Origin of the sequence: Limobrevibacterium gyesilva (assembly GCF_025989185.1) — a bacterium.
Lineage (GTDB): Bacteria > Pseudomonadota > Alphaproteobacteria > Acetobacterales > Acetobacteraceae > Limobrevibacterium > Limobrevibacterium gyesilva.
In genome coordinates this window covers 35,445-48,001 of record NZ_JAPDNT010000023.1, presented here as the reverse complement: position 1 = coordinate 48,001, position 12,557 = coordinate 35,445, and the positions used below count along the sequence as shown (strand labels likewise).

Sequence of the window (12,557 nt, the reverse complement as noted above, 5' to 3'; positions counted from 1 at the left end):
TGACGATCAAGACCAATCTCTGCGCCCTGCCAGAGGGGCGAGCTTCACAGGAAGCAAAGACTGGCGTGACGAGGCGACGATTTGCACCCATGCTTCATGACTTCCGAAATGGACGCTCACCCGGCTGTGCATCCGCGCAGCCGGGCTGGTGCGGCCTAGCTGCCGGGCGGACGGTACTTCGCGTCCTCGCCGAGTGCCTTGTCCATTTCCGCGACCGTTAGCAGCGGCACGGTGCGCGTGCTGGCCATCCCGCTTGCGCAAACCGCGACGCCGAGCGACGCGACATGCACGCGGCTCGGCAAATCGACGACGGCGAACGCGTCATCATCCCCTAGCGCATAGTACAGGGCATCAAGCTTGCCGCCGAGCGCCTCGCAGGCGCTTGCCACGGCCTTTTCACGGCCTGACGCCTTGTCCTTCTTGAGGCCCTTCATTCCCTCGGTGGTGTAGCTTGCCTTGATCAGGAACTTCGGCATTTTTGCGTCCTCCGATATTTGAGTTTGATTCCCCAAATTCTTCTTCCGACGACACGTCAGCATCGCGCGTCCCAAGCGGATTAACAACGGTCGCGTGCGCTGGACGTAGCGGATGCGCCTGCCGACATACAGCCGTCGTGACCCGCCTGCGCTCAGCGTGGCCGGAAGCTGGAATGCGGGGCAAAACGTCGATCCGGCGTCCGGCCATGCCGAACGATCAACTGAAAGTCCTGAGTCTTTGGAGGTAAAGAATCAATAACGAAGTCCCAAAACGAATCGGAAAACGGGAACAGAGACAAAAACGAGCTGGCGCGATCGATATATTGGTTACAGAGCGTGTAGAGACGCGCAATGTGACAGTTCAATCATGACGTATCTGTGATCCCAAGGCCGATTGAAACTGTATGAAACATTGTGAAAAATAACGCCATATCGTCAGCGCTGCGCCTTGGCACGCCATCGAGACGGTGGGCCGAAGGCGGCAACAAGGGGGACTTAATGGGCTTACAACAACGCTGGCAGTCCGAGCCGACCGGCATGATCTCGGCCGAGAGGGCAGGATTCCGCCTTATCATCCATCGGCCTGCGGCAGAAGGCTTCGTGCGATTTCTGGTGATCGACAACCGGCAGGCAGGAAAGCATCCGCAGGCGCTGGTTGCATCGGGAACCGAGGAGGACGTGACCTCGGCAAAGGCAGCGGCCGAACGAATGGCCGCGAGGCTCACCTCATAACGTGAACATTGGGCGCGAGGCTTGCGCCGTCAGTTACGACACCAACGCACGGCACCATATTCCTCGTGCGCGAAGGTCAAAGCCTTGGCAAGCGCGTTCGCTCCGGAGAACCGCCCGGTCCGACCGGGCCGCGCGTGATCGGCTGGGCTGACAACCCATTCGCCGGGATGACGGTCGCAGGGACGTACAACCGCCACGCGCGGCCGCCCGTCTTCCGTGATGCCATGCGGTTTCACCGCTTCCACTGCTGTCACCCGCGCTCACTGCTGCAATGCAGCATGACACATTTGAGGCAACGCGGGCGACAAGAAACGGGGAGGGGCCGGTCATATGCCTGGGGGACCCGAAGATGGACCGCACCCGATCCTTTCGGTCGGCACCAATCGCCGATCTGTGCCTAAGGTGCGCCCAGGCGGGGATCCGGATGCACAAAGGTTTCCCAATGATATAACCCATTCAATAAGATAATTGGAGAAAGGAACAGGGGATCATAGTCCCTTGGTGGCGGTTCAAATCCGCCCGCCGCTACCGCCGAACGGTTCGACAAAAACAGGCGCTTGTGACGCGCAGCCACGCCGTGAACGCACGCGCGCTTGTTCGAGCATTATCAAGCGAGGGCTGACGATCCGCACCAGCCCGGACGGCGGGATCCATTGCCAATTCTCTTGCGAAGGGCCTGGATTGACGCGAAACTCGCGGCCCGGCGCCTCCCTTGTGCCGCGGCTTGGCAGACAGGCCGCCGGATCCACAATCGCCCGGCAAACGATTGTGGAGGCAGTCAACGGTCGTTGCCGGCGGCCGAGACGCGGCCGTCCCTTTGCGAACTCGGATGCTGGGCGCGTGCCCGAAATCAACGCTGCCTCGATCACGATCCGCCTCGCCGGTTGGGCGTCCGACATCCCAGAATCTCTTAGTTCATTTCTGCAATGATCGGGAGGGGAAGTTGAGGACGATTCTGAACAGAACCCGCAGCGGTCTGGCGGGGATGCTTGCCGCGGCGGCGCTGCTGGCGGGGGCAACTTCGGCCATGGCGGCACAGACGGTCGGTCCTGTGACCGACGACATCGGGGTGATCCGCATCCCCAAGGGGGCTCCGATCCAGATCGGAGGGACCTGGGTGCTGTCCGGCCCCGATACCGCGCTTGGCCTGGATGAGCGGCGTGGCGTGGAGATCGCCTTCAAGGATGCCGGCGGCCAGGTGCTCGGCCATCCGCTGAAGCTCAACGCCGAGGACGACCAGTGCAACGCCGAGGGCGGGCAGACCGCGGCGACCAAGCTCGCGGCCAATCCGCAGACGGCGGTGGTGCTTGGCCCGGCCTGCTCTTCCGTGGCGACGCCGGGCGCGCCGATCCTGTGGCAGGCCGGCATCGTGGAGATCTGCACCGCCTGCACCGCCCCGGCCCTGACCGCGCCCGGCCGCAAGCCGGAATATGCCGGCTTCGCGCGCACCGTGTTCAGTGACAGCGAGCAGGGCAAGGCCGACGCGACCTTCATTGCCAACGTCATGAAGGCCAGGACGGTCGTCACGATCCACGACGGCAGCCCCTATGCGCAGCAGCTGCAGCAGGTGATGGCCGACAACTTCCGCAAACTCGGCGGCACCGTGCTGTCCCAGGAAGCGGTCGCACCCACCGATGTCGACATGCATCCGCTGCTGACCCGCATCGCCAGCGAGAAGCCGGATCTGATCTACTTCCCGGTGTTCACCGCCGCGGCGGCACAGATCCTGCGGCAGGCGAAAGAGACGCCTGGCCTGGAGCGGACCGCGCTGATGGGCGGCGGGTCGCTGCTGTCGGCCGACTTCATCGAAGCCGCCGGCCCCGCCGTCGTCGGCTTCCGCATCGGCTATCCCGACCTGTCGCCGGACGCGATGGGCAAAGGCTATCCGCATTTCGTCGACGAGTACAAGAGAGCCTATGGCGAGGCGCCGATCTCCGGCTACCACGCCAATGCCTATGACGGCGCCATGCTGGCCATCAAGGCGATCGAGAAGGTCGGCAAGACCGACGACGCCGGCAATCTCTATATCGGCAAGAAGGCGTTCCGCGACGCCGTGTTCTCCATCAAGTTCGAGGGCATCAGCGGGCCGATCGCCTGCGATGCGTATGGCGAGTGCTCGCAGTTCAAGCCGTCGGTGCTGGAGTTCACGTCGGCTGATCCGAAGACGTTCGGTATTGGCCAGAACCCGAAGAAGATCTGGCCGTAAGTGAACGGGCCACATGTGAGTGCGGCCGCATCCGGTGCCCGCGGGTCATGGCGTTCCGCCATGGCCCGCATGGGCGCCGTCGATGTCGCCCTCTGGGGCATGCGCATCGGGGTGGTGCTCGTGGTCGTCGTCGGCACCATCGGAACGCTGATCAAGGGACGCTACACCGCCGCGCAGTGGTTCGATTTCGTGATGTTCGGCCTGACCATCGGCAGCATCTACGCCCAGATCGCACTCGGCTATACGATGGTCTACGGCGTGCTGCGGCTGATCAACTTCGCGCATGGCGACATCGTCATGACCGGCGCCTTCGCCGGCTATTTCGTCGCCGCGCCGCTGGATCGTTCGGGCTTTCTGCAGAACCATCCGGTGCCGGGAATGGTGGCGATCCTGGTTGTGGCGATCGCCACTTCCACCACCATCGCCTTGCTCACCGAACGGATCGCCTACCGGCCGTTTCGGCGCGTCGTCGGGCTGGCGCCGCTGATCTGCGCCATCGGCGTGTCGTTCTTCCTGGAGCAGACATTCCGCGGCGCGTTCGGTTCCGCCGTCAAATCCTATCCGTCGCCCGAGTGGCAGCGCGCCAGCTTCAACGTGATCGGGTTCAATGTCCCCGGCATCGATGTCCTGGTGATCGGTCTGGCCTTGCTGTTCATGCTGGTGCTGTACCTCGTTGTCCAGCGCACGCGCATGGGCAAGGCGATGCGCGCGGTGGCCGAGGACGGCGAGGCCGCGGCGCTGATGGGCATCGACGTCAACAAGGTGGTCGTGTTCACCTTCACGCTGGGCGGCGTGATGGCCGGGATTGCTGGCGTGTTCTACGCGTTCGTCTACAAGCAGGTCTATTTCTTCATGGGCTTCACCCCGGGCATCAAGGCGTTCGGCGCCGCGGTGCTGGGCGGCATCGGCAGCATCCCTGGCGCGATGCTCGGCGGCTTCTTCCTCGGCCTGGTGGAGTCCGTCGGCCCGTCGCTGTTCCTGGACGGGATCGGCATTCCCGCGCCCTACCAGCTGCGTGACCTGATCGCGTTCACCCTGCTGATCATGGTGCTGATCTTCCGTCCGCAGGGCATCCTGGGCGAACGCATGGCGAAGAAGCGCGCATGAGCGGCGTCCATACGCCGCCCGGGCTCGCGGCACCCATCCATCCCATCCTGCGCCGTGCGGTGCTGACCGGGCTCGCATTCGGCGCGGGCGCGGTGCATCTCACGGTGGTCGGCGTGGTACTGATGCTGCACCAGCGCTGGATCGTCGTCGGCACGCTCAGTCTCGGCGAGGCCACGCTGCTGGCCATCGCCGCCGGGGCCGGGGCGATGGCGGCGGCCAACGCCGGCACGGCCGCCGGCGCACGGATCATGCTCGGCCTGCTCGCGGGCGCGGTGGCCGCCGCGCCTCTGGCCGCGCTGGCCGTGCTGATCGATCTGGTGTCCCTGCGCGCCATCTTCATCGCGCTGTCGCCCGACCTTCTGGCGATGCTGACGCTGGGGCTCGGCCCCGCCACCGGCATCGCTTTGCTGATCGCCGGAGGCGCCGGCGCGGGACTGCTTGGTGCGGCGCTTCAGCAGAGCCCGCGCGCCGTTATCCGTGCCGTGCTGCCGGGGGCCACGGCGGTGGTGGTCGCCGGCGTGTTCCAGGAACTGATCCAGCTGATGCTGCAGCAATACGAAGGCGTCGTGAACGATGTCCGCGCGTTTCTGTACAGTTGGGAGGGTCTCAACCCCGCAGGTGCGATCACGATCTTCGCCGTGACCGCGCTGCTGGGCGAGGCCGTGGGCCTGCGGCGGCGCCGCCGCCCCGCGCACGCTCCGCCCCGCGACCCGCGCCGCGCCCGCATGATGCGCGCCGGAATCGCGCTGCTCGTGCTGGCGGTGCTGCCGGCCTTCGCGGGGTCCTATATCGGCCAGGTGCTGATGCTGGTCGGGCTGTATATCCTGATGGGCATGGGCCTCAATCTCGAGATCGGCCTGGCCGGGCTGCTCGATCTCGGCTTCGTCGCGTTCTTTGCGGTCGGCGCCTACACCACGGCGCTGCTCACCACGGAAAGCGCGCATGCTCTGCTGCATCTCTCGTACTGGCTTGCCATGCCGGTCGCCGTGCTGCTGTCGATCCTCGTCGGCGTGCTGTTCGGCCTGCCCGTGCTCGGCGTGCGCGGCGATTATCTTGCCGTCGCCACCTTGGGCCTTGGCGAGATCGTCCGCGTGATCGTGCAGTCCGACTTCGCAGCACCCTTGCTCGGCGGCGCACAGGGTATCCTTGAAATCCCGAAGCCCCGCATCGGCCCGTATGTGCTCGGCAGCCCGGTCGCGCTGTTCTACGTGACATTGGCCGCCGCCGGCGTCGCCGCCTTCGTGGCCTGGCGGCTGGAGAATTCGCGCCTCGGCCGTGCCTGGATGGCGCTGCGCGATGACGAGGACGTGGCCCAGGCCCTTGGCATCAACCTGATCCAGTGCAAGCTGCTCGCCTACGGGCTGGGCGCCGCCTTCGCCGGCCTTGCCGGCTCGATCTTCGCCACCATGCTCACCTCGGTCTATCCGTCGAGCTTCCAGTTGCTGATTTCCATCAACGTGCTCGCGCTGATCATCGTCGGCGGCATGGGCAGCCTGCCCGGCGTCGTGCTCGGCGCGGTCGCGCTGATCGGCCTGCCGGAGCTGCTGCGCGAGTTCGGCGAGTACCGCTATCTGTTCTATGGCGCGGTGCTGATCGTGATGATGCGGCTGCGGCCGGAAGGCCTGTGGCCGTCCGACGTGCGCCAGCGCGAGTTGCACGCCCGCGACGAGACTCTGGCGCTGGACGCCGGCAGCGATCCGCTGCCCGTGCAACCGCGCTAGGGCGTCGCGATGGCCGACCAGCCGATACTGCGCTGCCAGCACCTGACGATGCGGTTCGGTGGGCTCGTCGCCCTGTCCGACCTCGATCTCGCCGTGACCGAGCACAGCATCCACAGCGTGATCGGCCCCAACGGTGCGGGCAAGACCACGGTGTTCAACTGCATCACCCAGAACCTGACCCCCAGCTCGGGCGAGGTCTGGTTCGCCGGCGCACGGGTCGATGGGTTGACGCCCGATCGCGTGGCGAAGGCAGGGATCAGCCGCACCTACCAGAACATCCGGCTGTTCCGCAACATCACCGCGCTGGAGAACCTTCTGGTCGGGATGCACCTGCATCTGCGCTCGACCTGGTGGGGCGCGGTGCTGCACACGCCGCACACCGTTCGCGATGAGCGCGCGGCGCACGAGGAAGCCTTGCGGCTGCTGCACTTCGTCGGCCTGCGCGGGCGCGGCGACATGCTGGCGCGCAACCTCGCCTATGGCGAGCAGCGCCGGCTGGAAATCGGCCGCGCGCTCGCGACAAAACCCAGGCTGCTGCTGCTCGACGAGCCGACCGCGGGGATGAACCCGCACGAAACCACTGACATGATGGCGTTCATCGAGAGGGTCCGCGCGCATTTCGCCATCACCATCCTGCTGATCGAGCACCAGATGCGCGTGGTGATGGTGATGTCCGACCGGGTCACGGTGCTGGACCATGGCGTCAAGATTTCCGAGGGACCGCCGCAGGACGTGCAACAGGACCCGGCGGTGATCGAGGCCTATCTCGGCACCGCAGCCACGCGGCCGGCCGCCGGCGCCGGGGTGGTCTGACGCGCCATGGCCCTGCTGGAGATCGACGCAATCCACGTCTTCTACGACAAGATCGAGGCGCTGAAAGGCATCTCGCTTGCGGTGGAACAGCGGCAGATCGTCACCCTCGTCGGCGGCAACGGCGCGGGAAAGTCCACCACGCTGCGCGCCGTCAGCGGTCTGCTGCATCCGCGCCAGGGCACGATCCGTTTCGACGGTCGCGATCTCGCGGGTCTCGGCGCGCACGACATCGCCGCGACCGGCCTGGTGCAGGTGCCGGAAGGCCGGCGCATCTTCGGCCGGCTGACGGTGGCGGAGAACCTGGAAATGGGCGCATTCACCCGCCGCGACCGCCACGCCGTCGCCGAGGACCGCGACCGGATGATGCGGCTGTTCCCGCGTTTGCGCGAGCGGCTGAAGCAGGTCGCCGGCACGCTGTCGGGCGGCGAACAGCAGATGCTCGCCACCGCGCGGGCGCTGATGGCCCGCCCCCGCCTGCTGCTGATGGACGAACCGAGCATGGGGCTTGCACCGATGCTGGTCGAGCAGGTGTTCGAGACCATCCGGACGATCAACGCACAGGGCGTGACGATCCTGCTGGTCGAGCAGAACGCGCCGGCGGCGCTCGGCATCGCCGATCATGGCTATGTGCTGGAAAGCGGCCGCATCGTGCTGAGCGGCGCCGGGCGGGAATTGCTGGACGACGAGCGCGTGCGCCGCGCGTATCTGGGATAGGGCCCCTCAGCGCGTGAACAGCCGGCCGGCGCCGGGAACCGTGTCGGTGACGCCGGCCAGCCGCAGGCAGTGCCAGGCCAGTGCATGATCCGAGGAGGTGACGGGGATGCCGATCCGGGCCTCCACATCCGCCACGATCCCGGTCAGCCGCAAGCTGGTGCAAGAGACGAACACGGCGTCGAGCGGCGTGCTTTCGGCAAGCTGCCTGATGCCGGCCGCGATCGAGTCCGGGGCGATCCGTGCGGCCTCAAGATCGTCCTGCCTGTCGAACGTGGCGAATGCCGCGACGCTGGCGCCGCGCCGTGTCAGATAGGCCCGCACGCCCGCGTTGACCTCCGCCGAGTAGGGCGTGAGGACGCCGATGCGGCGGGCGCCAAGGGCCTCGAAGGCGGCAAAGGCGGCGGTGACCGGGGTGGTGCAGGCGACCTCAGGCCGCGCCTTGCGGATCTGGCGGAAGATCTCTTCCTCGCCGAGCTCCATGCTGGCCGAGGTGCAGCCGAATGCCACGACATCGAGCCGGCAGCCCGGCAGGATCAGTTCGGTTGCCGGTGCGATGCGCTCGCGCATGGAGCGCAATGTCGCGGGGGTGATGGCAGCGTCGTTCCACAGCCGGCTGTGATAGAGCGCCACGCCGTCCTGGCGCACCAGATGGCGGAATTCGTATTCCATCGTCTGGTCGGTCGCCAGAACCAGCAGCCCGATCGCGGCGCGGCGGGCGATTCCCTCATCCAGCCGGCACGCCAGCACGCCGAGATCGACCATGCCGGGTGCGGCAGCTTCGCTGCCCATGCGGTGCCTCCTTCACGCCAGGCCGTCGACGGGAATGGCGGGCGTGCGCCCGGCGATCACGTCCGCCGCCAGGCGCGCGGAGCCATGCGACATCGTCCAGCCGATATGGCCGTGGCCGGTATTGTAATACAGGTTGCGGTGCCGCTTGCGGCCGACGATGGGCAGGTTGTCCGGCGTCATCGGCCGCAGCCCCGCCCACATTTCCGCGCGCTCATAGTCGGCGCCATCGGGATACAATTCCTGTACCACGCCTTTCATGAATGCGAAATCGGCGGGCTTGTGCGTCGTGTCGTACCCCGCGAACTCGGCCGTCGCGGTCACGCGCACGCGATCGCCGAAACGCGAGATCGCCACCAGGTTGTGCTCGTCGACCGCCCCCACCGTCGGCGGCGCCTTGTGGTTGCCGATCGGAATCGTCAGCGAATAGCCCTTGATCGGGTAGACCGGCAGGGCGACGCCGATCCGGCGCGCCAGCTGCGGACTCTGGCAGCCGAGCGCCATGACATAGGCGTCGGCCTTGAAGGTGCCGTGGTCGGTGTGCACGCCGGTGACGATGTCGCCCGCGGCTTCGATATCCGTGATCGTGGTGCCGGTGTGCCATTCGGCGCCGCGCCCGCGACAGACCGCCGCCAGCCCCGTGGTGAACTTGTTGCAGTCGCCGGTTTCGTCGGTCGGGCAGTAGATCCCGCCCGCGATCCTGTCGCCGGCGCCAGCCAGCGACGGTTCGATCTGCAGCAATTGCGCACGGTCGAGGACACGGATTTCCTGACCGTCCTCGGCCAGCAGTTGCATATGCGCGACACCGGCCTCCAGCGCGGCGGGATCGCGGTAGAAATAGACGATGCCGCGCGCGTTGCGGTCATAGTCCAGGTGCTCCGCCGCCAGCACCTCGTGCAGCACGCGTTGGGAATAGGCCGCGATCCGATGCTTGCGCAACGTATTCGCGCGCGCCTTGGCCGCGGTGCATTCGGCGAGGAACCTGAGCGACCAGCTCCACAGGCGCGGATCGGCAGACGGGCGGAACCGCAGCGCCTGGTTCTTCAGGAACAACGATTTCAGCAGGATCCAGGGCGCCCTGGGCGATGACCAGACGAAGGAATGGCCCGGCGCGATCATGCCGGCATTGCCCCAGCTGGTTTCCTGGGCGACATCCGGGTGGCGCTCCAGCAGCGCGACGTCGTGCCCGTCCTGCAGCAACTGATAGGCCGTGGTGACGCCGACCACGCCGCCGCCCAGCACCAGTATGCGCATGCACCCCCCGCATCCAGGATCCGTCGCGTTCCGCCCAGCATCGCCACCGCCCGAACGCCGCGCCGGAGGGCGGTCACGCCACGTTCGCGGCCGGCGCGCTGCCGCTTACCGACTCGCCACCGGGGGCCGCGCAAGGATGTCGCGCAGCACCACCGCGTTGTTGTGCTCGGTATCCCTGGCCCCGAATATCAGTGTCACCTGCCCGTGCTGGCGAACCTCGGCGCGCAGGGCGTCCATCGCCGGATTATGCGCGAGCTCGGCCGCGTAGCGCTTCTGGAACTCGGGCCATTTCGCCGGGTCGTGCGCGAACCAGCGCCGCAATTCGGTGCTTGGGCCGACATCCTTGAGCCAGAGGGCGATCTTCGCATCGCTCTGCTTCACGCCGCGCGGCCACAGGCGATCCACCAGGATGCGCGTTCCGTCTGCCGCGGCGGGAGAGTCGTAGGCCCGCTTGAGCCGGACCTCGCTCATGCGCGGGGGCAGGCAGGCAGATCCGCCTGCTCCAGGCCGCGCTTGCGGAACACTGCGCGGGCGATCACGACAGCAACCCGCCGACAACAATCATGCTGGTCGCCATCAACATGCGCATTCTTCCCCCATCGCTTCAACATCGCGATCAGTGACATCGCACGGATGCGGCGCGCCGGAGACACGTCCTTCGGTGTTCTCGCAGCCGGAAACAATCGATTCATACGCCCGCCGACACGTCCCCGCAACGGGGCGCGCATGTCCGCTGGCAGTCGATCGCGTTCAGGCGTCCGCGAACGGGCGGGATGCCGGGCCGCGCCGGTCGAGATAGGTGAGCACGGCGTCGCGGAACGGGATCAGGCTCTTGTAGTGCTGCATCGGCTCCGGCAACGCGCGCACGGCGTCCGCGAGGCGGGCGGCGATGTCGGGGCGCGCGGCGATTGTCGCCAGCGGATAGACGTGGACGCGGATGGTGAACAGCACGCCGCCGCTGGCCGGCAGGCTGCTCAATGTCTGGCGTTCCACCCGCAGCACCAGCGCGTCACCGGCGTTCTCGGGCGTGATCGCAATGTTGGCCTCGCGCCGCCATTTGCCGCCGGGCTGGAACAGGGTGGGATCGTCGCTCATCGACCAGTTCAGGCGCTCGACCAGCTTGCCCGGCTTCAGCTGGCCCATGAGCCGGTCCACCGGGCGGGCCAGGCGCTCGGCGTAGAACGGCACCGTGCCGTGCACGGCGGCGAGCGGGCGGCCGATCTTCTCGTGCAGGCGCCAGCGGCTGGGGAAGCACAGCACGGCGGCGGTCAGCACCGGGCCGTCGGGCTCGGGGCGCAGCAGGCACAGATCCTCCTGCACCAGCCGTCCCGCCACTTCCAGCGGGTCATAGCCGGGATCGCGCAGGTTCCAGCGCTCGCCGGTCAGGCGGTTGTCGAGGTGGTGGCCGTCGCGCGCGAACCAGGCGGGGAAGCGCTGCGGCAGCAGTTCGGCCAGCCGCTCCAGCACCTCGGCACGCGCCGCCTCCGAGCCCGGGGTGACCGCGAACACGTCCTCCCGGCGCGTGTCCAGCAAGGCGCGCCGCTGCGCCATCTCGTCGCTGTAGCGTTCGTCGAGCTCGATCAATTCGGCCGGGTCGCGCGCGACCAGGCCCATGGCCATGCGGTAGGGCCCCGGCTCGAACGGCAGGTAGACCGGTTCGGCCGGAAGCGCCGCGGCGCTCATCGTTCGGCGAGGGCGAGCAGCGACAGGATCTCGAAGGCCATCGCCGCACCCACCTGGGCGGTGTTGGTGGTGGCGTCGTATTGCGGCGCCACTTCCACCACGTCGCCGCCGATGATGTCGAGCCCGACGAGGCCGCGCAGGATGCGCTGGGCCTCGCGCGGCGTCAGCCCGCCCACCTCCGGCGTGCCGGTGCCCGGCGTGAAGGCGGGGTCGATGCCGTCCACGTCGAAGGACAGGTAGAACGGCCCGTCGCCGATCACGGCGCGCGCCTTGGCGATGACGGCGTCGATGCCCATGGCGTCCACCTCCTCGGCGTGGATCACCGTCATGCCGGAGACGTAGGAGAACTCGTACAGCATCTCGGCCGAGCCGCGGATGCCGATCTGGATGGTGCGCTCGGGGTCCAGCACGCCGTCCAGCACCGCCTGGCGGAACGGCCCGCCATGGTGGAAGCGGCTGCCTTCCAGCTCGCCGCTGGTGTCGCAGTGGGCGTCGATATGCACCAGGCCCACCGGACGATCGCGGCCCAGCGCCTGCAGGATGGGATAGGTGATGGAGTGGTCGCCGCCGATGCTGATCGGCTTCACGCCGGCCGCCTGCACGCGGGTGTAGAAGGCGGCAATGTCCTCGATGCTGTCGGGCAGGCTGTAGCGGCTGCGGAACGGCACGTCGCCGACATCGGCGGCGCTGCATTCCGCCAGCGGGGCGATGCGCAGTGCGTGGTTGTAGGGACCGATGCGCTCCACGTTGCGCACCGCGCGCGGGCCGAGGCGGGAGCCGCTGCGGTTGGTGACGCCGAGGTCCATGGGCACGCCGATCAGCGCCACCGCGAGCCCGCCGAAATCCGCGCGGTCCGGGGCATCCGGCCGATAGGGGGCGTCCAGCAGGGTCGGCACGCCGGAATAGGGCAGCTTGCGCCGTCCGTCGTCCTTGAAGACCAGCGAGATGGCCTTCTTGAAATCGGGATTCTCCACATTGTCGCTGCGGCCGTTGGCGAAGCGGGCACGCAGGGACGCGAGCTTCGGGTCGATGGTCATGGACTGCCTCCGGAACGGGGCGGCGATT

13 protein-coding genes are annotated in these 12,557 nt (G+C 67.4%); 6 read left to right on the top strand and 7 right to left on the bottom strand.

Features of this window, described 5'->3' with window-relative positions; translation table 11 throughout:
* Positions 1 to 155: 155 nt before the first annotated feature.
* On the bottom strand, positions 156 to 476 hold the full coding sequence (locus OL599_RS19440) for a GYD domain-containing protein (RefSeq protein WP_264715570.1): 321 nt from the start codon (positions 474 to 476) through the stop codon (positions 156 to 158).
* A 414-nt stretch (positions 477 to 890) separates the two neighbouring features.
* On the opposite strand from OL599_RS19440, the gene OL599_RS19435 reads away from it, so the two are divergent.
* From OL599_RS19435 to OL599_RS19410, 6 genes are all read left to right on the top strand, one after another.
* The gene (locus OL599_RS19435) at positions 891 to 1,208 is read left to right on the top strand and encodes a hypothetical protein (protein WP_264715569.1); all 318 of its coding nucleotides are present in this window, start codon (positions 891 to 893) and stop codon (positions 1,206 to 1,208) included.
* A gap of 943 nt (positions 1,209 to 2,151) precedes the next feature.
* Entirely contained in the window at positions 2,152 to 3,414 is a 1,263-nt protein-coding gene (locus tag OL599_RS19430) for a branched-chain amino acid ABC transporter substrate-binding protein (protein WP_264715568.1), read from the top strand.
* Between the two features lie 60 nt (positions 3,415 to 3,474).
* The gene (locus tag OL599_RS19425; protein WP_264715567.1) at positions 3,475 to 4,521 is read left to right on the top strand and encodes a branched-chain amino acid ABC transporter permease; all 1,047 of its coding nucleotides are present in this window, start codon (positions 3,475 to 3,477) and stop codon (positions 4,519 to 4,521) included.
* Positions 4,518 to 6,242: a branched-chain amino acid ABC transporter permease gene (locus tag OL599_RS19420; RefSeq protein WP_264715566.1), complete on the top strand. Its 1,725-nt coding sequence runs from the start codon at positions 4,518 to 4,520 to the stop codon at positions 6,240 to 6,242. Before OL599_RS19425 ends, OL599_RS19420 begins: the two co-directional genes overlap by 4 nt.
* Before the next feature lie 9 nt (positions 6,243 to 6,251).
* Complete coding sequence (locus tag OL599_RS19415) at positions 6,252 to 7,055, top strand: ABC transporter ATP-binding protein (protein ID WP_264715565.1); 804 nt, start codon at positions 6,252 to 6,254, stop codon at positions 7,053 to 7,055.
* A gap of 6 nt (positions 7,056 to 7,061) precedes the next feature.
* Positions 7,062 to 7,769, top strand: coding sequence for an ABC transporter ATP-binding protein (locus OL599_RS19410; protein WP_264715564.1), 708 nt, complete (start codon positions 7,062 to 7,064; stop codon positions 7,767 to 7,769).
* Between the two features lie 6 nt (positions 7,770 to 7,775).
* Here the strand turns inward: OL599_RS19410 and OL599_RS19405 are convergent, their stop codons facing one another.
* The 6 genes from OL599_RS19405 to speB all read right to left on the bottom strand — a co-directional run bounded on the left by OL599_RS19405 (position 7,776) and on the right by speB (position 12,529).
* A complete protein-coding gene (locus tag OL599_RS19405) occupies positions 7,776 to 8,558 on the bottom strand; it encodes a maleate cis-trans isomerase family protein (RefSeq protein WP_264715562.1) in 783 nt (260 codons plus the stop codon).
* A 12-nt stretch (positions 8,559 to 8,570) separates the two neighbouring features.
* Positions 8,571 to 9,809 carry a D-amino acid dehydrogenase gene (locus OL599_RS19400; protein ID WP_264715560.1) on the bottom strand — a complete coding sequence of 413 codons (1,239 nt, stop codon included), beginning with the start codon at positions 9,807 to 9,809 and terminating at the stop codon, positions 8,571 to 8,573.
* A 105-nt stretch (positions 9,810 to 9,914) separates the two neighbouring features.
* Positions 9,915 to 10,280 (bottom strand): DUF488 domain-containing protein, encoded by a 366-nt coding sequence (locus tag OL599_RS19395; protein WP_264715558.1) that lies wholly within the window; start codon positions 10,278 to 10,280, stop codon positions 9,915 to 9,917.
* Positions 10,277 to 10,435 carry a hypothetical protein gene (locus OL599_RS19390; RefSeq protein WP_264715557.1) on the bottom strand — a complete coding sequence of 53 codons (159 nt, stop codon included), beginning with the start codon at positions 10,433 to 10,435 and terminating at the stop codon, positions 10,277 to 10,279. The genes OL599_RS19395 and OL599_RS19390 overlap by 4 nt, the downstream gene beginning before the upstream one ends.
* Before the next feature lie 124 nt (positions 10,436 to 10,559).
* Positions 10,560 to 11,492, bottom strand: coding sequence for a heme-dependent oxidative N-demethylase family protein (locus OL599_RS19385; RefSeq protein ID WP_264715556.1), 933 nt, complete (start codon positions 11,490 to 11,492; stop codon positions 10,560 to 10,562).
* Entirely contained in the window at positions 11,489 to 12,529 is a 1,041-nt protein-coding gene (speB, locus tag OL599_RS19380; protein ID WP_264715555.1) for an agmatinase, read from the bottom strand. Before speB ends, OL599_RS19385 begins: the two co-directional genes overlap by 4 nt.
* Positions 12,530 to 12,557 lie beyond the last annotated feature (28 nt).

What these genes read in the sequence shown, in the direction of transcription:
- OL599_RS19440 (WP_264715570.1), bottom strand. Translation starts at nt 476, where the DNA reads ATGCCGAAGTTCCTGATCAAGGCAAGCTACACCACCGAGGGAATGAAG.
- OL599_RS19425 (WP_264715567.1), top strand. Translation starts at nt 3,475, where the DNA reads ATGGCCCGCATGGGCGCCGTCGATGTCGCCCTCTGGGGCATGCGCATC.
- OL599_RS19420 (WP_264715566.1), top strand. Translation starts at nt 4,518, where the DNA reads ATGAGCGGCGTCCATACGCCGCCCGGGCTCGCGGCACCCATCCATCCC.
- OL599_RS19415 (WP_264715565.1), top strand. Translation starts at nt 6,252, where the DNA reads ATGGCCGACCAGCCGATACTGCGCTGCCAGCACCTGACGATGCGGTTC.
- OL599_RS19410 (WP_264715564.1), top strand. Translation starts at nt 7,062, where the DNA reads ATGGCCCTGCTGGAGATCGACGCAATCCACGTCTTCTACGACAAGATC.
- OL599_RS19405 (WP_264715562.1), bottom strand. Translation starts at nt 8,558, where the DNA reads ATGGGCAGCGAAGCTGCCGCACCCGGCATGGTCGATCTCGGCGTGCTG.
- OL599_RS19400 (WP_264715560.1), bottom strand. Translation starts at nt 9,809, where the DNA reads ATGCGCATACTGGTGCTGGGCGGCGGCGTGGTCGGCGTCACCACGGCC.
- OL599_RS19395 (WP_264715558.1), bottom strand. Translation starts at nt 10,280, where the DNA reads ATGAGCGAGGTCCGGCTCAAGCGGGCCTACGACTCTCCCGCCGCGGCA.
- OL599_RS19390 (WP_264715557.1), bottom strand. Translation starts at nt 10,435, where the DNA reads ATGTCACTGATCGCGATGTTGAAGCGATGGGGGAAGAATGCGCATGTT.
- OL599_RS19385 (WP_264715556.1), bottom strand. Translation starts at nt 11,492, where the DNA reads ATGAGCGCCGCGGCGCTTCCGGCCGAACCGGTCTACCTGCCGTTCGAG.
- speB (WP_264715555.1), bottom strand. Translation starts at nt 12,529, where the DNA reads ATGACCATCGACCCGAAGCTCGCGTCCCTGCGTGCCCGCTTCGCCAAC.